The 22,938-nt window shown below is 40.4% G+C and carries 16 protein-coding genes and 1 CRISPR repeat array (1 of these 17 cut by a window edge); of the genes, 7 read left to right on the top strand and 9 right to left on the bottom strand.

Annotated features, from left to right (window positions below; translation table 11 throughout):
• Nucleotides 1–276: 276 nt before the first annotated feature.
• From MB380_RS19190 to MB380_RS19180, 3 genes are all read left to right on the top strand, one after another.
• Nucleotides 277–4,698, top strand: a complete 4,422-nt coding sequence (locus MB380_RS19190; RefSeq protein ID WP_253530183.1) for a GEVED domain-containing protein — start codon at nucleotides 277–279, stop codon at nucleotides 4,696–4,698.
• A 363-nt stretch (nucleotides 4,699–5,061) separates the two neighbouring features.
• A complete protein-coding gene (locus MB380_RS19185) occupies nucleotides 5,062–5,745 on the top strand; it encodes a murein L,D-transpeptidase catalytic domain family protein (protein WP_253530180.1) in 684 nt (227 codons plus the stop codon).
• Nucleotides 5,732–7,393: a murein L,D-transpeptidase gene (locus MB380_RS19180; protein ID WP_253530177.1), complete on the top strand. Its 1,662-nt coding sequence runs from the start codon at nucleotides 5,732–5,734 to the stop codon at nucleotides 7,391–7,393. The genes MB380_RS19185 and MB380_RS19180 overlap by 14 nt, the downstream gene beginning before the upstream one ends.
• Nucleotides 7,394–7,396: 3 nt before the next feature.
• Here MB380_RS19180 and MB380_RS19175 read toward each other — a convergent pair whose 3' ends face one another.
• Nucleotides 7,397–8,101, bottom strand: coding sequence for a hypothetical protein (locus tag MB380_RS19175; RefSeq protein WP_253530174.1), 705 nt, complete (start codon nucleotides 8,099–8,101; stop codon nucleotides 7,397–7,399).
• 95 nt (nucleotides 8,102–8,196) lie between these two features.
• The gene (locus MB380_RS19170; protein WP_253530171.1) at nucleotides 8,197–8,775 is read right to left on the bottom strand and encodes a hypothetical protein; all 579 of its coding nucleotides are present in this window, start codon (nucleotides 8,773–8,775) and stop codon (nucleotides 8,197–8,199) included.
• A 372-nt stretch (nucleotides 8,776–9,147) separates the two neighbouring features.
• Between MB380_RS19170 and MB380_RS19165 the strand changes: the two genes are divergently transcribed.
• Both MB380_RS19165 and MB380_RS19160 read left to right on the top strand, forming a co-directional pair.
• Nucleotides 9,148–10,002: an SMP-30/gluconolactonase/LRE family protein gene (locus MB380_RS19165; protein WP_253530168.1), complete on the top strand. Its 855-nt coding sequence runs from the start codon at nucleotides 9,148–9,150 to the stop codon at nucleotides 10,000–10,002.
• Between the two features lie 44 nt (nucleotides 10,003–10,046).
• Complete coding sequence (locus MB380_RS19160; protein ID WP_409014614.1) at nucleotides 10,047–12,509, top strand: TonB-dependent receptor domain-containing protein; 2,463 nt, start codon at nucleotides 10,047–10,049, stop codon at nucleotides 12,507–12,509.
• 65 nt (nucleotides 12,510–12,574) lie between these two features.
• Here MB380_RS19160 and MB380_RS19155 read toward each other — a convergent pair whose 3' ends face one another.
• The 3 genes from MB380_RS19155 to MB380_RS19145 are packed head-to-tail and all read right to left on the bottom strand — an operon-like array spanning nucleotide 12,575 to nucleotide 15,899.
• Nucleotides 12,575–14,833: an ATP-binding protein gene (locus MB380_RS19155; RefSeq protein ID WP_253530166.1), complete on the bottom strand. Its 2,259-nt coding sequence runs from the start codon at nucleotides 14,831–14,833 to the stop codon at nucleotides 12,575–12,577.
• Between the two features lie 3 nt (nucleotides 14,834–14,836).
• Complete coding sequence (locus tag MB380_RS19150; protein WP_253530155.1) at nucleotides 14,837–15,421, bottom strand: biliverdin-producing heme oxygenase; 585 nt, start codon at nucleotides 15,419–15,421, stop codon at nucleotides 14,837–14,839.
• A gap of 37 nt (nucleotides 15,422–15,458) precedes the next feature.
• The gene (locus MB380_RS19145; RefSeq protein ID WP_253530154.1) at nucleotides 15,459–15,899 is read right to left on the bottom strand and encodes a response regulator; all 441 of its coding nucleotides are present in this window, start codon (nucleotides 15,897–15,899) and stop codon (nucleotides 15,459–15,461) included.
• Nucleotides 15,900–16,361: 462 nt separating this feature from the next.
• Here MB380_RS19145 and MB380_RS19140 point away from each other — a divergent pair, with 462 nt between their 5' ends.
• Nucleotides 16,362–17,435, top strand: coding sequence for an alkaline phosphatase (locus MB380_RS19140; RefSeq protein ID WP_253530151.1), 1,074 nt, complete (start codon nucleotides 16,362–16,364; stop codon nucleotides 17,433–17,435).
• A gap of 389 nt (nucleotides 17,436–17,824) precedes the next feature.
• The gene (locus tag MB380_RS19135; protein ID WP_253530149.1) at nucleotides 17,825–18,193 is read left to right on the top strand and encodes a T9SS type A sorting domain-containing protein; all 369 of its coding nucleotides are present in this window, start codon (nucleotides 17,825–17,827) and stop codon (nucleotides 18,191–18,193) included.
• A 157-nt stretch (nucleotides 18,194–18,350) separates the two neighbouring features.
• Here the strand turns inward: MB380_RS19135 and MB380_RS19130 are convergent, their stop codons facing one another.
• The 4 genes from MB380_RS19130 to MB380_RS19115 all read right to left on the bottom strand — a co-directional run bounded on the left by MB380_RS19130 (nucleotide 18,351) and on the right by MB380_RS19115 (nucleotide 21,205).
• The gene (locus MB380_RS19130) at nucleotides 18,351–19,055 is read right to left on the bottom strand and encodes a hypothetical protein (protein ID WP_253530146.1); all 705 of its coding nucleotides are present in this window, start codon (nucleotides 19,053–19,055) and stop codon (nucleotides 18,351–18,353) included.
• A 24-nt stretch (nucleotides 19,056–19,079) separates the two neighbouring features.
• Nucleotides 19,080–19,856, bottom strand: a complete 777-nt coding sequence (locus MB380_RS19125) for a DUF4097 family beta strand repeat-containing protein (RefSeq protein ID WP_253530143.1) — start codon at nucleotides 19,854–19,856, stop codon at nucleotides 19,080–19,082.
• A 97-nt stretch (nucleotides 19,857–19,953) separates the two neighbouring features.
• Nucleotides 19,954–20,703: a HEAT repeat domain-containing protein gene (locus MB380_RS19120; protein WP_253530140.1), complete on the bottom strand. Its 750-nt coding sequence runs from the start codon at nucleotides 20,701–20,703 to the stop codon at nucleotides 19,954–19,956.
• The gene (locus tag MB380_RS19115; protein ID WP_253530137.1) at nucleotides 20,687–21,205 is read right to left on the bottom strand and encodes an RNA polymerase sigma factor; all 519 of its coding nucleotides are present in this window, start codon (nucleotides 21,203–21,205) and stop codon (nucleotides 20,687–20,689) included. Before MB380_RS19115 ends, MB380_RS19120 begins: the two co-directional genes overlap by 17 nt.
• A gap of 244 nt (nucleotides 21,206–21,449) precedes the next feature.
• Nucleotides 21,450–22,938: a CRISPR direct-repeat array (repeat unit 30 nt; unit sequence GTTTCAATTCCTATATGGTGCGATTGGTGG) (it continues 792 nt past the right edge of the window).

Here is a 22,938-nt window from a genome sequence, read left to right as displayed (position 1 = left end):
GTGAAAACCGGGCTGCTTATCAGAATGATACAGGATTCTGATAGATCACAGGCATATAGTATTGATTGTAAAGGGGTAAACTCTAATGTAATTATAGCGGGTGATATTTATATTGACGGGATAAAGCAAAATTCTTATAATCAGATATGTGTTGAAAAACCTTTTAGTGTTACTTATAGTGCCACCGGTAGTTTTAATACCGATAATGAATATAAAGTTTTTCTGATAGCAGAAAACGGCACTTATTCTGTTGAAGTTGGCAAAGGAACCGGAACCATGATTAGTTGCAAAATTCCTGCAGAAACACCTCTTACTTCTACTCTTTATCGGATCCAGATTGTTTCAAGCAGCCCTGTACTACACAGTACGTTATCAAATGCTTTTTTTTATGTTACAAAGTTGCCTTCTATTGAGCTGTCCGGAATTTACAATGTATTTCAGGGTGAAATTCTTAAAATACCATTGAAAGCAACAGGAGGGCAGTTAAGATATGTATTGAGCAATAATAATGGTTATTCTAGCACTACGATTATCCCTCCAACTATTGAGATGGTTGCTTCAAGGACTGAGGTACTAAAGGTTACAAGTGTATATAATAGTTGTGGGCAAGGTACTGCTATCGGGCAGGTAGATATTAATATTCAACAAAAACCAATAGCTAAAAGCTTTATTATTGAAAACCTGAATGGGCAGAGTATTTGTGCTGGCACTACCATTAAATTAGGATTGAAAGCAGACGGATTATTTGATGCCTGGAATACCTTTAAAGTGCAGTTTTCTGATAAAAATGGTATTAATTTTAAGGATATAGGTCTGTTTCCTAATTCTATCAATGTATTGGAAGTGCCGGTTGATAAAAATTTGCCTGGCGGTAGCAATTATAAAGTTAAAGTTATTTCATCCAGCCCGGCTATAGAATATGTAACGCAAAGCTTCACAATTTCGGAGAAAGTAACAGCCAGTCTTGCAGGTAACTATGTAATAGATAATGGCAAGATAGCAAATCTTAAAATTCAGTTTACAGGCACTCCTCCGTTTACTTTAACAACAAAAGAAGGAGAGACAATATCAAGCGCATCAAATGAATTTTTGTGGGCAGTTTCACCAACAGAAACAAGTACCTATGTATTAAAATCTGTGTCTAATAACAGCTGTCCTAATGGAGAAGTTTTTGGAAATGCAGATGTGAAAGTGAATTACCTGATTACTACCGAACTTGTTAGCTTTGCTTCGGTGTGCGCCGGAGAAATCGTAAAAGTTCCTTTCAAGGTGGACTCCAGCCTGAGGAATGATAATGGTTATATTGTTCAGCTATCAGATAAAACGGGTTTGAATTTTAAAAATATTCCTACTGGTGGCACTGCAAGTCCTTTAGAGGCAATTATTCCAAATGACATAACTGAAGGTGATGAATACCGACTAAGGATAATAAGTAAAGATGGCAGATATATTGGCAGCGGCTCAAACCAGTTTAGTATTAAAAGAAAGCCTACTGCCTATCTTGAAGGGGCTGTAGCTGGTAATAAAGGAGTTTCTGGTAGTTTTCCTGTAAAATTAACCGGTGGGGGGCCCTGGACAATTAAGTTGTCGTCCGGTGGACAAGAGTCTGAATATACACTTAATCAGAGCCCTGAGGTTTTGCCGGTTACCGTTCAGAATAGCAGTGTCTATAAACTAACTTTAGTAAGCAATGCTTGTGGAGTTGGGGCAGCATACGGGCAAGCTGTAAGCACCATTCAGTATGGGGCCGAAAAATATTGCATGCCAATGGTAACATCTGGATATAATGCTTATGGGAAAATAGCAAGAGTGAGAATTTCAGATTTAAATGGTAAGATGCTTCTCAATAGTTATGAAATGAAAATTGGCAAAGACAGATATACCGATAACACGGGTATGGTTGCCTATCTGAAGCCAGGTAATACTTATACTTTTGACCTTACCAATAGCGATGAGGGAACTGAATATTCTTATTCGGCATGGGGATACAACCTTATTATGTGGATTGACTATGACCAGAATGGGAAGTTTGATAAAAATGAAATTATTGTATCAAACGCAGCGTTTTCGATACGTGAAAATTTTAAGGTTCCGGAAAATGCAAAAAAGGGTATCACGCGGATGAGAGTAAGAAGTTACAAAAGTGAGAATCTGCCTGATAACCCTTGTATGAGAGTAGATGGAGGTGAAACCGAAGATTACACCATATATATATCTGATGATGCCCCACAATATTCGGCATCAGTAAATAATATATCAGATATTTTATGTAAAACGATAGAACAAGATATATACTTTACCGCCACAGGTGATTTCCCTGAGAATAATGTTTTCAGGGTAGGGCTCTACAATTCATTTGGTAATTTCATAGGTTATATAGGCCAAAGTAAAAGCAGTCCGATAAGGATTAAATTCCCATCAGACCTGGCAATCGGTATGAACTACAAAATCCGGATTATTGCAACAGAACCTTATTTTGAGGGTGTTTTTAGCAGAGCTTTTAGAATAAATGATATTCCTAATGGAATTTTAAGTGGCAGCCAGACTATACTTTTAGGTAATAAAATGTCTATGGCTGCAACTGTTGATGGCGGTGGTGACTGGACATTTGTTGCCGGTAATAACACTGTTGGCACTTGGGGAGTTTACTATAACAAATTGTCATTAAATATACCTGGAGAATTAATGTTTCCGGTTAACAGGCCTGGAGATTATGCTTTTAAGTTAGACCGCCTGATTAACAGCGCCTGTGGAGATGGCAAAATAACTGGTACGGTAAATGTTAAAGTTCTGGAACCTGCAGGCACAAAGGCTTCTGTAGAAAGTGTTGCATTAAGCGATTGGTATATTCAAAAATGCGCCAATAGAAGTTCTTCAATCAAACTGAGTTTTAAACCAAAAGGCGTTTTTGGTGAAAATAACTATTTCACCAGTCATCTGTATGATGGTAATGATAAATTTGTTGCGGTATTAGGTTTTTCAAAAACCAATGAAATGATAGTTAATTTGCCTGATAACATTAGTGGTTTTGGTTATAAAGTAAAAGTAATTTCATCTAATCCCTATTTTGAAAGTCCTGCTTCATCCTCACTGATTATAGCTCAAACCCCCATTGCTTCCATTTCAGGCTATAGTGAAATTCTTCCGGGAGAACAGGCATCTATTAAACTGGATTTTTCAGGCCCGGATTTTGGAAATGTTGGGTTGTCTGACGGCACGATGGTACTGACTAGCCAGGGCTCTCAAATCTTCAAAGTTTCACCGGCAACTACTACTACTTATACAGTTAAATCAGTAGAGTATTATGGCTGTATGGGCCAGGTAGGTGGTTCTGCTACAGTGAAGGTTCTTCAACCAAGAGCGAGCAGGTTAACTTTTGTTCAGCCTTCAGCTTTTTGTATAGGTTCTGTTGCAAATTTATCTGTTAAGAAAGACGGTTCGTTCCGTGAGAAGAATAAGTTCATAGTAAAACTAACCAATAACAGCAGAAAAATCAATAAAGAGATAACAGCCTATCTTGCAGATGAAAATAATCTGGTTTTTAATATACCAACAGATTTACCGACAGTTGATGGATACAATTTGCAGATTGTTTCAACCAGCCCATATTTCGAAACGCAGCTAAGCGAATCGTTTTCGATTAAGCCGATAAGTACTGCAGTTATCAGTAGCGAGACCAGAACAGTATATGAAAAATCGAAAGTAAGTTTAAGAGTTGACTTTTCAGGAGAAGGTCCATATAACATCCTGTTATCTGACCGTTCAATGTATACTAATATAACTCAGAATCCATTTTATATAGATAAAGAAACACACCTGAGAACTACACGCTATTCTATTGATAGCTTGTATAATGGCTGCGGTAACGGTAAAGCATCAGGGGTAGTTGAGTTGAAAGTCTTACCTTTGCCCGTTATTACTACTAAGGCGCCTCCTGCTCAAGTGATATGTAAAAATCTGAAGATCTATGTTCCGTTCTTAATAAGTAACGGAGTTTTTCAGCCGGGTAATATTTTTAAAGTTGAAACCTCAGGGCAGATAAATGGCACTTTTAAGGAAATTCCAACAACCGTTGAAGGTGATAGTTTATTTATAATCATTCCTGACGGAATTGCTACTGGAACTCAGTACATTCGGGTAATAGGGAGCAATCCGGTGATTGTAGGTTCTGCAATACCTATTTCAATAAAAAGTAAACCAGTAGTAGAAATTTATGGGTATGATTCTGTGATGGCTGGCGACACCGTAGATTTTAATATATCGCATAGTGGAGATTTGCCATGGTCGTTCAAGCTTTCTAATGGAATGGCACAGGCAGGAATAACAGTTAACAGTGTTTATTTGAACTACATACCCATGAAGTCAGAAGATATATTCATTACGTCTGCAAGTAACGCTTGCGGAGAGGGTACTTTTAAAGGCAAAGCAACTTATGTGGTTCATCAGCCAGAAGAAATAGAAAGTTTGGTAAAGGTGTTCCCGAATCCTTATGAACCCAATACCGGATTATATATGGATAGAGCACTCTTAAAAAAGAATGCGGAAGTTGTAATTACTGATTCAAGAGGTAGAGAGTTAAAAAGAAAAAGTTATGTAAGAGGTTATATGCCTCTTGATTTAACCGAATATCCGAGTGGCATCTATTATTTAAGAATTTCAGCCTATGGAAGGCAGTTTGTTCGTAAGGTTGTAAAATGATCATTTACCATCATAACTCTGGTTTGCTGGCCTCATTTTTGTAAGGCTTTCGGTTTTTTTGATTTTTTTTTACCAGAAAATTAAAAAATTAAAACTGAGTTATGATGTGAAATAAAAACCTGAAATTTTAAAGCCGAATGAAAGCTAATATAACAATAAAAATGCTGATTTATAGCTAAAATGGGCAGTTTTGCTTAATTCTAACATTGGGCTTCGTATATGCTTTTTCCACGTTTTATAAATAAACGTAGCTGGACTGAATTCCCCAAATTGGGGAATTTCAATTCTCAATTTTATACATTTGCATGAAATGATTTTGGCATAAATGGCGTTAAAGTAATTGCAATAACTTATAATAAGCCTATGTTTAATTTCTTGCAACTCATTTATTTGCTGGTATTACTCAATTTTACAATACCTGCAGCCCATGAAACAGGCAGCAGAAAAACAACAGAGGGTAGTCTGGCTACTGCAAATAAGGTAGTAATGACATTATACAATCAATGTAATCTGGCTGGTATAGTGAGCTTTGAGGCATTTCAGAAATCAATTGCCGGGTATGAAAAATACCACCCCTCAAAATCTATCATTACTATAATTGACTTTAATTTGCCCTCTACCCGGGAGCGCTTCTTTGTGATAGACCTGGTGCAAAAAAAGTTACTTTTTTCTTCGTTGGTAGCACACGGGCAGAAATCAGGCGATAATGTGGCACAGTTTTTTTCTAATACTATGGAGTCGCACAAAAGCAGTCTCGGATTCTACATGGTTGGGCAGATTATCCGTAGCCCCAAGCATGGTATGGCTTTATTGCTGGCAGGTTTACAGAAAGGTATTAATGATAACGCCCGTCGTCGTGAGATAATCATACATGGCGCTGATTACGTAAGTACAAACTTTGTGAAGCGGTTTGGTAGATTAGGTAGGAGTTTTGGATGCCCCGCACTGCCCAATGAGCTGGTACCCCAGGTAGCTCCGGTGATAGCCGATGGCAGTTTGCTATACATTCATCGTGAAAACACATCCGCTCAGTATGCTCAAAATTAGAAACTCTGCTGTTTTTTTTGGTCTTGTTTTATTGGTTATTGTTAGTCTTGGTGGCTGCAAAAAAGGGAAAAAATTCCGGAGAGGTGCATTGCAGGACTCCACCGTTTATTCAACAAAGAACTTCACAGATATACTGCTCGACAGCTCGGTTGTTAATACATTCTTCAGCGGTTTTGCCGTAAAAGATACCATCAGAGAAGAGGTAAACGAGTTTTATGCACGCCGTAACTACCAGTCGGCTTGGTTTAGCAAAAAGGGTATGAATCATGCCGCCCTTAACTTCCATAATCAGCTTAAGAATTATGCTTATGATTTTGCCGATACCAGTTTTCAGAATCATGAACTGGATATGCTCATTGATGATGCCGAAAACGACGAAAAGGGTTTTTTAAGCCGAACCAAAGATGTACAAAGGCTTGAGTTATTAATGACCACTACTTTTTTTGAGTATGCCGAAAAAGTTTATGGGGGTATAGCCAAAAATCCGCTTGATCTGGAGTGGTTCATGCCACGTAAAAAGAAAGATTATCAGTTACTGCTCGACTCCCTTGTATCTGTTAATAAAGGAGAGCATGTAAAAGAGCCTGTTAATGAATACTACACCAGGCTTAAAGATAAACTTCGCATCTATAGAAATATTGAGCGCCAGGGTGGCTTGCCCAGGATAGCAACCAATAAAAAGTTGTTGCTTAAGGGAAACACCGATTCAAGCCTGCTGGCAGTAAAGCAAAGTCTTTATTTAACGGGCGACTTCAGTATAAAAGACACCAGTCTGATTTTTACCGATTCTCTGGTTAATGCCGTGGCGAGTTTCCAGCAACGGATGGGCTTAAAAGCAACTGGTAAAATTGATGTAGCTACATTAAAAGAACTGAACAGGCCGATTGAGTACCGGATAAGGCAGATAATGCTTAATATGGAACGTCTGAGATGGGTGCCGGTTGAACTGGAAAAAAATCACTTGCTGGTAAATATACCCGAATACATGCTGCACGTGTTTGAGAATGGTAAGCAGGTCTGGACCATGAACGTGGTTGTAGGTAAAACGGCGTCTCAAACTAGTATTTTCAAAGGAAATATGTCGCAGATAGTCCTGAATCCTTATTGGAATATACCGCAGAGTATTGTACGCAATGAAATTTTACCACAGCTGAAAAGAGGAACATCGTATTTGACCAGAAATAATATGGAAGTATTATCAGGTAATAAGGTAATTGACCCGTCGAGTGTTAACTGGAATTCGTTTACAAAAAATGTACCTTATGCATTCAGACAAAAACCAGGAAGAAGCAACTCTTTAGGTAAGATGAAGTTTTTGTTTCCGAACAGCTTCAATATTTATTTGCATGATACGCCATCGAAGGGGCTTTTTGGTGCGTCAAACCGGGCTTTTAGCCATGGTTGCATCCGGTTATCTGACCCTAAAAAGCTGGCGCTTTACCTGCTGAGAAATAATGCAGAATGGAACGAAACCAAGGTTGACGATATACTGAAAACCGATAAGGAAACCGGAATAAAGCTAAAACCACCAATGCCGGTTTACATAGTTTATTTTACAGCCTGGGTTGATACTGCCGGGAAAATAAATTTCCGCAATGATTTATACGGGCTGGATGAAAAACTGGCAGGGGAGATATTCGGAGAGTAAGCTCTAGTTCAGATTAAGGCCTATAGCAATGCCAAACCAGGGTCTGGATTGATAAATCCAGGCCTTTTTATTTTTGTCTAACAAATTGTCTATACCTGCTGATACCCCTAATGTAAAATTATTGATTGCAAAAATCCCGGCAATGCCTTTATTCCATACAATGCCATCGTACTCCTGGTCAATTGCCGGAAACGTATTTGTGGGGGTCATGGCGGTGTTACCCAGGCCATTAAAAATACCCCACGAGAATCCATAATGAGTGATATACCTAAATGAGTGCCCGAGCAAATCTGGCTTATAGCTCACAACATATTTGTCTATTCGGTAACCCAGATAAACTGCACCATTAATATTAGCATTTAGTTGCGCAGGCACACTTTGGCGGGCAAATCGATATTTTATGGGAATGGTCAGAAAATCAATATCAAAGCTATTGCCTGTAAAGGCGCTTTTTCTGATGCCGGCCTTGTTTATTTCTACAGGGAATACCTCCTCAGGGTTGAGGGTATCAAAGGTAGTTTTATTCGCGGCCACGCTTAAAGGATGAATGCGGAGCGTCTCGTCTTCTATATTTACATAAACTTTTCTGGTCAGGCTCTCTCTTTTTTGTTTGTAAATGCCATCTATCAAAACCTTTTTTGGGGTTGTACTAATTACACCACAGCCTGAAACTATAAAAACAGAAAGCAGAAGTAAATGTCTTTTCATGTTTGTAATTAGCACGTTTTTTAGAATAAGCGCGCTAAATATACTGAAAAAGCCCTGAATTAACAATTCAAGGCCTTTTCGGTACTATTGCAAACTTAATTCAAAAACTCCTTATCGCGGTCATTACCTACCGGAGAGTTTTCACGAATCTCGTTGTATCCACGGTTATCGCTTATGTTTCCATCTTCCGACTTCCTGATGCTTTCTTCACGTCCTTCCACTGCCTCGCGCAAATCTGATTCCCGGTCTTTAATTTTCTCTTTTCGTTCTTCTTCTTCTTTTAACTGTAATTCCTGAGCCTCATCGCCTTTTTCGGGTCTGTCATCTTCATTGCCGATAGACGACGAAGAACTGATAGAAGAACCAAAGAATTTTGGTTGCTCAACTCTAGGGATATCCTGCTTACCGGGGTAATTTATTTCATCCGGCGATTGATCAGGGATAATATCAGGAGCCCTCGGAGGGTCCATTTCGCTTCTTAACGGCGGGCTATCTGTGCTTTCGTTGGTATCTGCCACATCGGCCAGCCGCTCATCAATAGTGTCTTGCTGCTGCTGCGCCGACCGTTCGGGTTCCATGGGTGGCACATCCCAGGTTTTTTCTGGTTGCGCATTATTCGGTTCTATTGCTTGTTCGTCATTCTGACTGTAAAAGCTGTTTTCCTGGTCTATCATAAAATTGTGTTTTTTGTAAGGCCAATAGCAAAAATTATATGCCATTTACGATTGTATTGAATGTTGTGAAAGATGATACTCAAAATGTGGAAGCACCCCTGGGCTATATTGATAAGCAAGTTGCTTTTATTGCAGGAAAGCCAGGGGGAAGGCCATAACCTGTTGCTGATAAGGGCCCAACTAATCTGACCAATGAATTGATGGATATAAATAGAAGCAGCGCCGGGCATTCTGCCTGATTTTGGAATGACTTTGTCGATTTAATAGAATAGGAAGTCTATTTTATGAATAGGTTGTTTGTCAATGCCCTTAATAATTTGTAATATTCACATTCATTCAGCCTGAATAAAATCTATTTAACCTTTTTTACTAATGAAAATCTTACTTGCTTCATTTTGGCTTTGCTGTGCGCTTAGCCTGACAGCCTTTGCTCAAACCCCGACCTTAACACAGGTATGGGAAACTGATACAACACTCACAACGCCGGAGTCGGTGCTATACGGCGCCAGAAAGAATGTCTTGTATGTCTCTTGCATTAATGGAAAATCGGTTCCCGAAAATCAGGAAAGCTTTATTGCTAAAATAGGTCTTGATGGCAAAATACAACAAAAAGTTGTTACCGGGGGGCTCAATGCCATTAAAGGCATGGGCATTATTGATAACAAACTATATGCGGCCGGTTTTTATGCAGTGGTTGAAATTGACCTGGCAAGCGGAAAGGTAATTAATAAATATGATGTGCCGGAAGCCAAAATGCTGAATGATATTACGATTGATGAAAAGAACAAAACTTTGTATGTGACCGATATGCGCGCCAACAGGGTTTGGAAACTACAGAATGGTAAACTTGAAAAAATACTGGATGGCGGCCTGCTTAAAAATCCGAACGGATTGTTTTATGATAATGGCCAGCTCTTGATAGGCAATGGCGAAGGTATTTTGTATGCCTATGATACCAAGACTAAAGAGCTAAGCAAATTTGCCGAAGGAATGGGTACCGAGAAAAGCGGCATTGACGGCATAGAGTCTGATGGTAAGAAAGGCTATTTTGTTAGTGAGTGGAGAGGCCGTATCTGGCATGTAACACCCCAGGGCAAAACAAACCTTTTACTAGATACCATTGAAAAACCAATGAATACTGCCGATTTTGAGTATGTAGCCAGCAAAAAACTACTGGTTGTGCCTACTTTTCTTAAAAACAAGGTGGTAGCTTATAAAGTAAATTAACCCACAACAGATTTCAGCCTTATATCCTATCTATCAATCCGGAAATGAACATTATCATCAAATACAAATCTTTACTTTCAATCGCAAAACCGTTATCGTTTATTGTTGTTTTAATGATTAGCTTTTTAGGAGCCGAAAAATCTTTAGCCCAGAATGCAGGGAAATTTAAACTGAAAGGTAAAATAGTAGATGCGCAGTCTAACGCACCCCTTGCCTTTGCCAGTGTGCGGCTGTATAAATTGCCCGACAGCTCTTTTGTTACCGGTAATATTACAGACGATGCCGGTGCTTTTTCTATTGATGCACCATCTGGTACTTATTATGCGCTGCTGGAGTTTATTGGATATAAAGCCACCAAAACGGCTCCGTTTTCTTTGTCACCTGATAATCCTTCGCATGATTTAGGAATCCTGAAAGTAGCCACCTCCAGTAATGTATTGAATGAAGTAGAGGTGCGCGCCGAGAAAAGCTCAATGGAGATGTCGCTCGATAAGCGTATTTTCAATGTAGGTAAAGATTTGGCCAACGCTGGTGGCACGGCCATTGATATCCTGACCAATATTCCTTCATTATCGGTTGATATTGATGGTAACGTAAGCCTGAGAGGCAGTAATAACGTCAGGATTCTGGTAGATGGTAAGCCATCGGGCCTGGTGAGTATTAAAGGTGGAAGTGGTTTGCAGCAGTTGCAAGGCAGCAGCATAGAACGAATAGAGATTATTACCAATCCATCGGCACGCTATGAGGCCGAAGGGATGGGGGGTATCATTAACATTATTCTTAAAAAAGAGCGAAAAGAAGGCTTTAACGGTTCGTTTGATGTAATTGCCGGACACCCTACCAACCTGGGCCTGGCTGCTAATGTAAATTATCGGCGTAAAAACCTTAACTTTTTTGTTAATTATACGGCTTCGTACCGAAATACTCCGGGCAGAAACTCGCTGTATCAGGAGTTTTATCAGGGCGATTCAACGCTCATAACCCAGCAAAACTCAACCAACAAACTGAAAGGTGAGAATAACAGTGCCCGTGCAGGTATTGATTATTTCTTTAATGATAACAATACATTGACGGGCTCGTACCTGTGGAGAATAAGCAAAGGAAAACGTTTTTCAGACATCCGCTACCGTGATTACCTGAACAATGTAAATAACCCTACCGGTATTACCAACCGTACACAAGACGAAACCGAAACCGAACCCAATGCTGAATATGCCCTTACTTACAAACGTAAGTTTGCCAGAAAAGGCCATGAACTGACGGCAGACGTGAGGTACCTGGATAACTGGGAGGACTCTGACCAGTACTATAACCAGCAGACCTACAAACCAGATGGCAGTGCTTCTGACATACCGGCTATATTGCAACGTTCGCTGAATTATGAAACCGAAAAACAGTTGTTGTTTCAGGCTGATTACACGCATCCGTTTGCCAAAGAGGGCAAATTTGAATTGGGTGCCAGAAGCAGCTCGCGCGATATGACCAACGATTTCTCGCTGACACAAAGAGGTGAGAACAACGTCTGGTTCCCGATTGCAGGTTTTACAAACGATTTCCTCTATGAAGAGAACATCAATGCGGCTTATGGTATTATTGGTAACAAAGTGAGCAAGTTTTCGTATCAGGCAGGTGTTCGGGCAGAGTGGACAAATGTGACCACTACGCTGAGAAAAACCAATGAAGTAAACCCGCGTAAGTACAACAACCTGTTTCCGAGTGTGCATATTACTTATGAGTTTCCGAAACAAAACTCGATGCAGATTAGCTATAGCCGACGTATCCGTCGCCCGACTTATAATGACCTGAGCCCTTTCTCAACTTTTAGCGACAGCCGTAACTTCTGGAGCGGTAATCCTGATTTGAATCCGGAATTTACGGATGTGTATGAGTTGGGTCATATCAAGTATTTCGAGAGCGGGTCTATCAGCTCATCTTTGTATTACAGATATACCGATGGCAAGATAGTACGTATCAGAAAAGTGGACGATGCCGGTAATTCATTTACAAGACCTGAAAATCTGGCTACTGAAAACTCGTTCGGCTATGAGTTTACTACCTCATTAACGCCTTATAAATGGTGGAAACTGGATGGCAGCTTTAACTTTTTCAGAGCCATTACCAATGGTGCTAACTTTGATGCCAGCCTTAAAAGTGATACTTACAGCTGGTTTACGCGTATGACCTCACGCTTTACTTTCTGGAATAACACCGATTTCCAGATACGTGGTAACTATGAGGCACCACAGCAAACGCCTCAGGGAAGAAGAAAAGCCATTGCCGTGATGGATTTGGCAGTGAGTAAGGATATCATGAAAAACAATGCCACAGTGACTTTGAATGTGAGCGACGTTTTTAACTCAAGGATTTATCGTTCTATTACCGAAGGGCCTAACTTTATTACGGAGAGCCGAGGACAAGGGCGTTTGAGACAAGTGAATCTGACGTTTAACTATCGTCTGCATCAGGCTAAGAAGAAAACAAAAGAACCTGCTGAGGGAGAGTTTTAATAGATAGAGAATTAATTCAACCGTGCCACGCTTATCCTCTTCATAAAGAGAGCGTGGCACGGTAGTCAAACAGGAAAATAAAGTGTAAACACAGCTCCCTGATTTTCTCCGCTTTCTGCATAGATATATCCATTATGCAACTGCATGACTTTCTTACACAAGGCAAGCCCTATACCTGTGCCCTGATATTTATCTGCCGAATGTAGGCGTGTAAATATCTTGAATATCTTATCGCTGAATTCGTTTTCAAAGCCGATGCCATTGTCAGCAACAGTAATTTTGTAGTATAGTTTTGTGTCGTCAGGTTCCGGTGATTTTACTGGCTCCTGCTCTTGCTTAATTACTATTTTCGGCCATACGCCATCTTTGATAAACTTCATAGAATTACCTATCAGGTTGCTGAACAACTGATGCACAATAACGGGTATGCCTTCTATGAAAGCTAAATTAACTGCAACAACGCTGGCGTTTTTTTCTTCAATATCTTCTGCAAGCTCTTGTTTTACTTTATCAATCAGGGCAGCTAAGTCAATTTTTTCGAGTGTTGTTTCAGAATGCCTGATTCTGGAATAATTAGTGATATCTGAAATAAGTTTCTGCATTTTGTTAGCAGAAGCATTCATTTTTTGGAGCGTGGCGCTCATATCAGCCGATAGGTTCTTGTCAATGTTCAACAAGCGCGACGAAAACAATTGTATTTTACGCAACGGTTCTTTTAAATCATGAGTGCTTATCCAACTGATATTTTCCAATTCAAGGTTCGATGCCTCCAGTTGTCTGGTCAATTCTCTTTGGCGGGCTTCTTCTTCAGTAAGCAGAATAAGTGTAATAAGTTTCTGAATAGAATATGAAAAAGTAGCGGCGGCGGTCAGCTCTGTCTGAGTCCAGTCGTAAGAGCGGCATTTTACAATCTGCTGGTATTTTTCAAATGATTTTCTTGGCGACAGCCCGTTTACATCTTTCATTATGGCTTTTTCAGGGTCTCCGCTCCAGTTAATAGTCTGAAGGCTTTCTGGTCTGAACCAGACTATGGCTTCATTATGCACTACCCCCAGCTGGTAATACAATATACCAGAGGCCACCGAACACCATTCTAAGGCTTCAGGAAAATCTTCAGAAAGTGCCGAGGTGTTAAAAATGCCGTTTGCTGCTTTTTGTCTGGCCAGCTCTGCAATTTGCAGAATTAACGGGTCGTCAGGTGTTTTTCCTGCTTTGTATACAACATTGTTCAGTATCACCGCTACGCCTGCGGCATGGCATATTTCAAGTATCTGAGGCTGATTTACCAATGCTTGTAAAGAGGCTCTTTCGGGTACAAATGTTTTGTTCAGTAAAGTCTCTAAAGAGGTGTTTATTCTGGCCGCCACGGCGTAACCTTCGGCCATTTCCCGAACCTGAATCTGTGATGTTAGAAAATGTCCCTGCAACTGCGCTGTAATGCGGGTGTAATGGTCAAGATACTTGGCCGAGTAATGATGGCAGGCAATAAGCCCCCACAGCTTGCCCTCGTGCAAAAGAGAAATAGTTAGTGTGGCGCTTACACCAATGTTTTTCAGGTACTGCACATGAATAGGCGATACGCTGCGCAATGTTGAGCAGCTGAGGTCTAGGTCTTTGTTGCTGCTGTTTTCTTTAGTAAGTATCGGTACAGGGGTGTAATTAACATCTACTATCAGGCGCATCAGGTTTCTGATGTATAGCTGCCGTGCCTGAACAGGAATATCCGTGTGCGGATAATGCAAACCCAGAAAAGGCTCGTGTTCATCAACTTTGCTTTCTGCAAATATTTCGCCGTTATATTGTTTATCGAAACGATACACCATTACGCGGTCATATCCGGTTAATGCCCGTATTTCTGTAGCTACGCTATGGCAAAGCTGTTGCAGGGTCATGGCCTGGCTCATGTACCGTGCAAAGTTAATGGCCTGGTCATAAACTGCCGATACGCGTGGGATATGCTCCGAAACCGGCTCAAATTCACACAAAAAGGTATCTTCTGCCTGATGTACCATACATTGAAACTGAGTGTTTCCTATACCAAGAATATGAGGCGCCGCCGATGTGCGCTGGAGCTCAGTAAGGTAGTGCCTGAACTGCGAAAGCTGGTCGGCTCCGATAAGCACTTCAATAGGTTGTTGAAGCAGGTTTTCGGCTTTGAACGGGGTAAATTCATGGATATTGGCACTGCAATATCTGATTACCCCGTTGGTGTCTGTGGCTACTAAAAAACCATGAGGCTGAATACTGCCCGGTATATGAATAGGCTCTTGTTCGCAATTGGTAAGGTTAACAAGCTCGCGGTTAACTATATCTTTCAATGCCATCTGTTAAGACTCCAAATGATTTTTTATTGACCTGAAGGTATCAGTTGCTCCGGCAACGATAGCGGCATCAGCATCATTTTGTAATGAATAAGTCTGTAATGTTGTTAAAAACGACTTCCACAATTGCCCCGTTTCGGCGCCATAGCCTTCAAAAAAAGAAGCGCCGTCAGATGGCAAAAGCCCTAAGTGTTTTTCAATATGCTTAAGAATGATTCTGCCACCCAGTGTTGAACCTTCCATTACATACATACAGCCTAAGGCGTACGGAACGGGCGGATGCCCACCTGCATTCTGTATATTAAAAACATTCTGTTCAATTGGCTTTGCCGATAACCGGTTCAAATCATGGTCAATCATCTCAAGTCTTCGTCTGCGTGGCAAATCAGCAAGTGTATCAATCAAAACCGGGAAAACGCAATTTTTGTAAAAATCAACCACACTCCTCATTTTTTGAAGATAGAGCAGGTAGTTTTCCATTGAAACGTTTTCTTCAAGCAGGGCTTTTGAAAGAGCAGTTTTTTCTAATTCAGTATGCAGAACCCCGGTCTCAGACCTGAGTTTGCTTAAAATGCTATCGTAGTGTGTCATGTATTCCTCAGGCAATTGTCAGAGAAAAGATATTTGTTCAACAATAAACAAATTCTTTCACAGGCTGCGATTCTAAATAGCTGTTCCAGTTTAAACTCAATAGCTCGGCAAGAATATTCTTGAGTTTGGTATAAGAATCAGGCTTACAAACATACAGAGTAGCCCCAGATTCTTTTGCTTTGGCAATAGAACTGGTATCGTTTGATGTAGAGAGTATCACCACAGGAAGATTTTTATGCGATGAGTCTTGTCGTATTTCACTCAATACCTCAAAGCCATCGGCATAAGGCATATTCAGGTCAAGAAACAGTATGTCCGGCTTGGCCTGGGTTTCTTTCAGCATCGATAGCAACTCTATCCCGTCACTCTGAAACTCAATCAAAAAATCGGGATGTATTTCGTTGATTATTTCTTTAAAAATTTCTTTATCGTCAAGGTCGTCATCAGTGTAGAAAATCCTATAATTCTTAGTTTTCATGTGTTCGCATTTAAGAGACATCAGAGTAAATTTAACTCTTCAGATAAGCCTCAGGATATAATAAAATTCGGTTAGTAAATACTTTGTGTCTCATCGTATGCAGCTGTTCAAATTTCCTAAAATGTAAACAAAAAACATAATTATTTAGGAGATTTAATCAAAAATGGAGAGGTGGACGGCTAATATGCCACGCAAATGGCACATTTAGTAGATAAAAATTTTGGTGGATATATATACGTTTTTAGCTCTATAAACGCCAAAAACAGGCTTGTTCTTGTGTGGATTGTATTTTTCTTAATAAAATCATAACAAATGTTGGTCTGTTATTTAGTGGTTCTTTCCGTTTTTTGTGCCCTCGTTTTATAATTATTCACATTTTAATACCCTGTCTTTGGGTGTAGCATCAGGTGCACAATGGTCTTTTAAGGGCAGGCCGGGGTATTAATAAAAAAAAGCATTTTAATGAAAAAAACATTGTGGTTGAGCATGTTTGCTGTTTTGGCAACAATAGGGTCGTTTACAGTTGAAGCACAGAAAAATCAGTATCCAAAAAACATTATTTTTCTGATTGGTGACGGCATGGGTACCGCCCAGATTTACTCGGGCATTGTTTCGGCTAAAGGCCCGCTTAACATTGAGCGCAGTAAGGTAATTGGTTTTCATAAGAACCATTCGGCCGATAATTTTATTACCGATTCAGCCGCTGGTGCCACTGCGTTTTCTACCGGGCAGAAGACCTATAACGGCGCAATTGGGGTAGATGCAGATAAGAATCCTTTGCCTACCATTCTTGAAATTGCCGAGCAGAAAGGGCTGGCTACCGGCCTGGTGGCTACATGTGCCATTGTAGATGCTACGCCGTCTTCATTTATTGCGCATCAGCCTTCAAGAAAGATGTCGGAAGAAATAGCGGCTGATTTCCTTAAAACAGATATTGACCTGTTTATTGGGGGTGGTCGCAAGTATTTTAATCAGAGAAAAGACGGAAGAAACCTGCTTGATGAACTGAAAAGCAAAAATTATCAGGTTGCGCAGTCAATTGATGAGGTGGCCAAAGTAAAAAGCGGTAAACTGGCCGGGCTGATTGCAGAGGGCGACCCGGTGAAGATATCGGAGGGCAGGGGAGACCAGTTGCTGGTGTCTACCCAAACGGCACTGAATATTCTGAAACAAAACAAAAAGGGTTTTTTCCTGATGGTAGAGGGGTCTCAGATAGATTGGGGTGGCCACGCAAACGACACCCAGTATATTGTGAACGAAATGCTTGATTTTGACAAAGCCATTGGCGAGGCCTTTGATTTTGCGGATAAAGACGGTAATACCCTGGTAATAATTACGGCCGACCATGAAACTGGTGGCTTTTCTTTGAACGGCCTTTCTAAAGACGGTAAAGTGGAGGGCAAGTTTACTACCGGTGGGCATACAGCTGTGATGATTCCGGTTTTTGCTTACGGCAAAGGCGCTGAAATGTTTGCAGGGTTTTATAAGAACAACGATATTTTTGATAAGCTGAAAAAAGCATTCAATTTCAAATAACTGGTAAGGGCCCCATAGAATAATATTTTTATGGGGCTTGTTTTTAAATTTTACACCGCTGCTTACATAACCTACCTGATTTAAACAGCAAGGGCAGCCATTTCTGATTGTGCTGAACTCTCCCCCGGTATTCTTAAAGGTTTAATGCCTCTCTTATGATGTGGAACAAATCGTGATGCAGGTAGATAAAAACCTGAAATATGACGATGTATGCCCTTGTAAGCCCAAAATTGCCAGTTTTTTGTCGATATGTGCCTATATCAAGTCCTTCTCAGCTTTCATCATCTTAGGTTCCGGGTTTATCTATTCTGCATTTCTGCTAAAAAAATGACCTGTATATTTGACTCATCAAAGAAAAAAACGGTTCAACATTTTAAATTTTATGTATCATGAGAAAGTCATTTTTTATTCTTGCCCTGGGTTTAGTTATCAGCAGCTTTAGCTATGCAAAAGCAGAAACTCCGGTTGCCAAAGACACAAAAACCGAATCAAAAATCAGTGTTTTAGATATGAGCAATCTTCGTCTGAAAGTACTTTTTGATGATGTAACAAAAAATACCGCAAGCATTGAAATTTATAACGCTAAGGGTGAAGTGTTTTATCAGGAGCTTAGCCAGACTAATAAACCATTGGTGCTGAATGTAGAGCATCTTGACGACGGCGCTTATACCCTGGCGGTATCTGCCGGAAATGAGAAATTAATCTACGATTTTAACATTGAAAGCCAGGTGTCACGCGTGGCTGTTCTGAAGAATTGAAGAATAGTGGTTAAAACCTTGCCTGATAAGCCCCTTACAGGATTGTCGGGCATGGTTCAATATAAGCCATTGTGTTGGGGTGGCTGGTTATTGGATAAAAAAATCCGGTGATTCAAATCCTGTGATGAGCAGGTTAAACCACCGGACCAACAACTTATTATTTACTTCTTACATATAAATTATTACTGATAGACTCTAACGTTACTTTGGGGCCGCCACCATTTACGGTGCCTTCAAGCGGATACCCAACTAAAGGGTTCTTTTGTCTTTTGCTGGTGAAATCAATTTTCAGGTCTGAGTAAACTTCACCGGTAACGGTTTTCATGCCAAGGGTTCCACCTTTGCCTTTCGGCCAGCTTACATCAACAAACCCGCTGATGCTCTTGGCTTTTATTGAGCTGTAAACAGAGTTAATCCAGATGTTTCCGCTTATCGTTTCCAGCTCTAGTTCGGCTTGCTTAGGCAGATAAACCTCATAGTTTATTTTACTGCATACATAATAGTTTTTGCCGTTGCGGTTCCATGATGATTGGTGGGCTTTGCTATCGGGGCAGTCTTCTACATTCCCGTCTTCAAGCAGCGCATTGTTAAAATCGGTTTTCAGACTTATCTCGTTTGTTGTACTGTTACTGCTTACCGTCAACGCATCATTCAGCTTACCAGAGTTTATTTCTACAGCAATTTTTACGTAAACCTCGGCTTTATCCCAGTATTTTACCTGAATGTCATCGGCAAATCTGAGATTAAGATTAACCGATTGAGCGGCAGAAAAAGGCAGGTGCTTTTCAATTAGTTTTATTTTTTGTGCGTAGCCGCTGTACTGGCTAAATGCCAGCATAAGTAATATTAATAGCTTTTTCATAATTTTTATATAGGACAAAGGTTGTTATTTTTGCTTGCGTAGGTAAATATTGCCGCTTACCGAATTCAGATTCAGGTTCACGCCGCCGCCATTCAGGGTGCCTGCAATATTGTGGCCGCCACTCACTTTTGGCAAACCATCTTTACCAGGTTTCAGGTTCATGTCAAGGTCGCTGTAAACCTCACCTGTTACCGATTTTACCAATACCGAAGCTTTTGTGGTAGAGGGCAGCGTAAGGTCAATCTCGCCGCTCACCAGAGAAATAGCACATGGTTTTGATTGGTTCACGTTTTTGAAAACAGCCGTGAAATTGCCACTGATACTGCTGGCTACAATAGGCCCTGTAACGTTATTCAGTTTCATATCGGCATTGTTGGTTTTCATTTCCAGGTCTCCTTCTACATTGTTGATGGCTATCCAAGAGCCTTGCCAGTTAATCTGTGTGTATATCAGGCTGGCCTTATTCGGGATTAGAATTGTGTATTTAGCCGACTTTCTTGATGCTTTTTCAATCTTTAATATTCCGCCTTCTGACGTAACAGAAAGCCCGATACCGGTATTATCAACGTTTGTATTATACAAGGCTTTTAAACCCTTGGCTTGTTCAGGTAGTATTTCAGTACTTCCGCCTCTGATAATCACCTCATCACCGGCATGGCCTTCAATCTTCAGGTTGTCGGCATCCAGCTCTATGGCTATTTTGCTGCTGGCGTTGTTGGCAAGTTTATGTTTGTATTCCTGCGCCTGGGTATAAAGGGCTGTCAGAAAAAGACAGGCGAATATAAGCATGTGTTTTTTCATTGTAATTTGCTTTTAGATAATTCTGAATCGATTAAAAATGGGATAATCTCTGAACAAGGCCTTACATTTCTTCGAAAATCCGTTTGTTGTTAATTGTTTATAAGGTTATTAATCTGGCTGCGCCTTCCTGTGCTTTCAGACGTACAATATCCAATGCTGCTTTGTCTTTAGAGATTTGCTCAAGGGTAGTTGATGCGCGTTTCTCTTTCATTATTACCAGCAGCTCAATAAGCGTAATCTGAATATTTGGGTCGGTTTGTATTTTGAGCGACTGAATGAGCCCTTCTCGTACCATGGGTTCATCTCCAAAGCGAGCCAGTGCCTGGCAGGCAGCTAAACGTACGTTTACGTTGTCGTCGAAATTCAGGGTATTGATTAACAACTGTATCAGCTCCTGGTCAAGCTCTTTCAGCTCAAGGCTTTGGTGTACGGCATCAATCCGGTCACTGGCCGACGTCAGTTTCACCTGTTCAAACTGTAAGGTTTTTTTCAGGTTTGATTCTGGTGTGCTTTCAACAATCAGTATATCCGGCCGACTGTTATTGAAATAGTATCCGGCGGTAAATCCGCCAATTAACAAGGCAATGCCGGCGGCTATTCTTCTGCTGACGATGCCAAACTGCACCACCCTTCCGCGCTTTTGTATGGTGTTTAATACCTGAGTTTTTATTTGCACAGAGGGTTGCTCTTCCGCTGCCTTTTGGTAATACCCAAATTCGGCCACATGGTGTTGCAAATGGGGTGGTACATCGCTTTTACTGAAAAAATCTTTGATATACTTTTCTTCCTGTAGCGACGTTTCTCCCTCGTAGTACTTCTCCAATAATTTTTCAATTTCCTGATGCATAATTGTTCACTTTTAAATAACTGTCTCTGACACTCTTCCGGGCTCTTGATAAAATAACTCTGATATTGTTGACGGTCAGGCCTGTAACCTGCTCAATGTCTTCAAATGAATACTCTTCCACATCGCGCAGATGCAAAACCGTTTTCTGAATTTCAGGCAAGGCGTCAATAATCTTCTTTAATAATTCATTACTATCGGTTAACTCCACCTGTTCATAAGGTGTGTAGGCAATTTCGCCCATATCAATGGTCTCTAAACCAGTTTGCGTGTGGTTGTAGGCATACGACTTCAGTTTGTCAAGGCAAAGGTTCTTGGTCATCTGTACTGCCAGCGCTTCCACACTCTGGTATGTCTCAAGCTGTTGTCGTTTGTCCCACAGTTTCAAAAATACTTCCTGCACGGTGTCTTCGGCTTCCTCAGCGTTCTTGAGGTAGAGTTTGGCCACTCTGTATAAGCGTGCCTGGTGTTGAAGAACCGATTGTGTAAATACTTTTAAATCCATTTCAATAACATAGACGACCCACCTAACGAAACATTACAGAATATTTAATTTTTTTTTTGATTGATAACAGCGTAAGCTATAAAACTGAAGAATATGGAAAGCAATTTAGTGAATGAATAGAAAGAAAGCAGGAAAAATAGTGGCTAAGGATATATAAATTATAGTTTAATGCTAATGATTGATTTTATAGCCACAGCGGCAGCAAAGGTAAAGTCATTCCGGAAATTCTATTTTTGTATCTCGTATATCAATTCCTGTATGGTGCGATTGGTGGACGGCGGGCAGGGCTATTTAATACAAGATTTTACAGGGTTTCAATTCCTATATGGTGCGATTGGTGGGCAGGGAGTTATTTACGAAGATTAGAAAATAAAAACAGTTTCAATTCCTATATGGTGCGATTGGTGGTGCTGCAATGTCATTTTTTGTAAAGCAAGTTTTTGAGTTTCAATTCCTATATGGTGCGATTGGTGGCTTGTTATAGTCTAAGTTCCTGATAAAAGGCCGTTTGTTTCAATTCCTATATGGTGCGATTGGTGGTAAATAGTTAATTAGTTCTTCCGGGTAGTCGCGCCTGTTTCAATTCCTATATGGTGCGATTGGTGGTAGTGATGTGAACAGGCTTGTGGCTGCTAATGGCAGTTTCAATTCCTATATGGTGCGATTGGTGGTGTGCCAGATTTTTAACCGCCTGCATCTGGTTTCTTGTTTCAATTCCTATATGGTGCGATTGGTGGTCAATCTCAAACAAACTACTTTCTTTTTCCTAATAACGTTTCAATTCCTATATGGTGCGATTGGTGGATCACCTCATCCTCCCACACATACACATTACACTTCTTGTTTCAATTCCTATATGGTGCGATTGGTGGTAAAAAAAGGAAAAGAAGAAGAGTTGACCGAATTTATGTTTCAATTCCTATATGGTGCGATTGGTGGAACAATCAATAGAAAACTATCTTGGACAGCTATTTAAGTTTCAATTCCTATATGGTGCGATTGGTGGTTGTCCTATCAATTAATCATTAACGGAATTAATACAAGTTTCAATTCCTATATGGTGCGATTGGTGGAATATTCGAATAATATAGATGCGTATGGAATGGCGTTTCAATTCCTATATGGTGCGATTGGTGGCTCTTCTGTCCTGAACTTTCAAACCCTCATGGTTTTGTTTCAATTCCTATATGGTGCGATTGGTGGTTAGCAAGCATGGCGATTGACTTTGCGTCACCAAAGTTTCAATTCCTATATGGTGCGATTGGTGGCTTATTTCACCCGCTATATAAACGATAAAAATTACGAGTTTCAATTCCTATATGGTGCGATTGGTGGGAATGGTCAGTAACCAATAAAAAAGATTTTATCAAAGTTTCAATTCCTATATGGTGCGATTGGTGGTTAGGAGCAAAGCTATCATAGGAGCCTATCAATTTGTTTCAATTCCTATATGGTGCGATTGGTGGCGAAAATGGAAGACTTGAAAACCATGGCCGAAGAAGGTTTCAATTCCTATATGGTGCGATTGGTGGATTTGCTTTATATAGCTTTTACCGCCTTGCTAATCGTGTTTCAATTCCTATATGGTGCGATTGGTGGAAAAAGCGGCTATTGCCGGTACTTCAATACCGTTTAGTTTCAATTCCTATATGGTGCGATTGGTGGAAGAATTTTACCCAACAAAAACTAGCGGAAATGTTGTTTCAATTCCTATATGGTGCGATTGGTGGCGC

This window comes from Emticicia sp. 21SJ11W-3, from assembly GCF_024138715.1.
GTDB classification, from domain to species: domain Bacteria; phylum Bacteroidota; class Bacteroidia; order Cytophagales; family Spirosomataceae; genus Emticicia; species Emticicia fluvialis.
This window is presented reverse-complemented; position numbering and strand designations above follow the sequence as displayed.

Excerpts from the sequence above, each read along its gene's own strand:
- MB380_RS19190 (WP_253530183.1), top strand. The coding sequence starts at position 277 with ATGATTAGTTGCAAAATTCCTGCAGAAACACCTCTTACTTCTACTCTT.
- MB380_RS19185 (WP_253530180.1), top strand. The coding sequence starts at position 5,062 with ATGTTTAATTTCTTGCAACTCATTTATTTGCTGGTATTACTCAATTTT.
- MB380_RS19180 (WP_253530177.1), top strand. The coding sequence starts at position 5,732 with ATGCTCAAAATTAGAAACTCTGCTGTTTTTTTTGGTCTTGTTTTATTG.
- MB380_RS19175 (WP_253530174.1), bottom strand. The coding sequence starts at position 8,101 with ATGAAAAGACATTTACTTCTGCTTTCTGTTTTTATAGTTTCAGGCTGT.
- MB380_RS19170 (WP_253530171.1), bottom strand. The coding sequence starts at position 8,775 with ATGATAGACCAGGAAAACAGCTTTTACAGTCAGAATGACGAACAAGCA.
- MB380_RS19165 (WP_253530168.1), top strand. The coding sequence starts at position 9,148 with ATGAAAATCTTACTTGCTTCATTTTGGCTTTGCTGTGCGCTTAGCCTG.
- MB380_RS19160 (WP_409014614.1), top strand. The coding sequence starts at position 10,047 with ATGAACATTATCATCAAATACAAATCTTTACTTTCAATCGCAAAACCG.
- MB380_RS19155 (WP_253530166.1), bottom strand. The coding sequence starts at position 14,833 with ATGGCATTGAAAGATATAGTTAACCGCGAGCTTGTTAACCTTACCAAT.
- MB380_RS19150 (WP_253530155.1), bottom strand. The coding sequence starts at position 15,421 with ATGACACACTACGATAGCATTTTAAGCAAACTCAGGTCTGAGACCGGG.
- MB380_RS19145 (WP_253530154.1), bottom strand. The coding sequence starts at position 15,899 with ATGAAAACTAAGAATTATAGGATTTTCTACACTGATGACGACCTTGAC.
- MB380_RS19140 (WP_253530151.1), top strand. The coding sequence starts at position 16,362 with ATGAAAAAAACATTGTGGTTGAGCATGTTTGCTGTTTTGGCAACAATA.
- MB380_RS19135 (WP_253530149.1), top strand. The coding sequence starts at position 17,825 with ATGAGAAAGTCATTTTTTATTCTTGCCCTGGGTTTAGTTATCAGCAGC.
- MB380_RS19130 (WP_253530146.1), bottom strand. The coding sequence starts at position 19,055 with ATGAAAAAGCTATTAATATTACTTATGCTGGCATTTAGCCAGTACAGC.
- MB380_RS19125 (WP_253530143.1), bottom strand. The coding sequence starts at position 19,856 with ATGAAAAAACACATGCTTATATTCGCCTGTCTTTTTCTGACAGCCCTT.
- MB380_RS19120 (WP_253530140.1), bottom strand. The coding sequence starts at position 20,703 with ATGCATCAGGAAATTGAAAAATTATTGGAGAAGTACTACGAGGGAGAA.
- MB380_RS19115 (WP_253530137.1), bottom strand. The coding sequence starts at position 21,205 with ATGGATTTAAAAGTATTTACACAATCGGTTCTTCAACACCAGGCACGC.